The sequence below is a fragment of the Sediminibacterium soli genome, from assembly GCF_009939225.1.
Classification (GTDB): domain Bacteria; phylum Bacteroidota; class Bacteroidia; order Chitinophagales; family Chitinophagaceae; genus Sediminibacterium; species Sediminibacterium soli.
In genome coordinates this window covers 1-1,285 of sequence record NZ_JAACJR010000012.1, presented here as the reverse complement: position 1 = coordinate 1,285, position 1,285 = coordinate 1, and the positions used below count along the sequence as shown (strand labels likewise).

Annotated in this window: 1 protein-coding gene; it reads right to left on the bottom strand. The window is 46.3% G+C overall.

All coding sequences use genetic code 11. From position 1 onward, the window contains the following. Positions 1-108: 108 nt before the first annotated feature. A partial coding sequence (locus tag GWC94_RS16330; RefSeq protein ID WP_161836434.1) for an IS256 family transposase occupies positions 109-1,285 on the bottom strand: 1,177 nt, incomplete at its 5' end.

Genomic DNA, 1,285 nt, shown 5'->3' with positions numbered 1-1,285 from the left:
GGGTTTGTAAAATGAACTGTGTCAAAGAATAACTTGATTATAGTTTAAAAGAGGCGGTGTCGGCTCCATCCACAGAGCAAGGCACCGCCTCTTTTTTACGGTGCGCTGTCAGAGATCTGTTTTCATTCTGTCAGTAAATATAATTTTTAATTGTGAGGCTGTGATGCCCCAGTTATTCAATGGCATGGTCCATTTTTGCTGGATACGCTCGGTGGCCAGGTAAATCAACTTCAGCAAAGCCATATCACTGGTAAATACGCCCTTGTTTTTGGTTACTTTCCTGATCTGCCGGTGATAGCCCTCTATGGTATTGGTGGTATAGATCAGCTTACGGATACCGGCAGGGTATTTAAAGTAGGTACTGAGCTTCGGCCAGTTGTTTTCCCAGGAACTGATCACCATCGGATATTTTTTACCCCATTTCTCTTTGAGCATGTCCAGTTCGGTCAATGCCTGGCCTTCATTATCAGCCCTGTAAACAGGTTTAAGATCGGCCATGAATGTTTTCTGATCCTTACTGGCCACATACTTAATGGAGTTGCGTATCTGGTGAACAATACAGGTTTGTATCTCGGTGTAAGGATAGACCGTCCGGATGGCCTCATCAAAGCCTTTGAGGTTATCGATGGAGGCGATCAGGATATCTTCAACACCCCTTTGTTTCATATCGGTGATCACACTCAGCCAGAAGTTAGCCCCTTCACTCTGCGATACATACATGCCCAACACGTCTTTTCTGCCGTCTTTGTTGATGCCAAGAACATTATAAACACAACGTGTCTGTGTACGGCCCTCTTCTTTTACCTTATAGTGCATTGCATCCAGCCATACAATGCAATACAGGCTTTCCAAAGGACGCTGTTGCCATTCTTTTACCAGGGGAATCACCTTGTCGGTAATGCTGCTTAATGTGGCTGCTGATATATCTGTGTCGTAGGTCTCTTTGATATGGGCGCTGATGTCGCGTAGACTGGTACCAAGGCCATACAGGCCAATGATCTTATCCTCCAGGCTGGCAGCCATGATCGTCTCCCGTTTCTTCACGATCTCGGGCTCAAAACTACCCAACCGATCACGAGGTGTATTGATCTCAATACTGCCGGCTGAGGTCTTCAGCAACTTGCTACCCTTACCATTTTTACGATTACCTTTTTGACGTTCCTCTTCATCCAGATGGCCTTCCAGTTCGCCTTCAAGCATAGAATTGAGCAACTCCTCCAGCAAGGGGGCAAAGGCGCCGCCTTTACTGAACAATGATTTACCCGTCCGGAACTGCTCTTTGAGC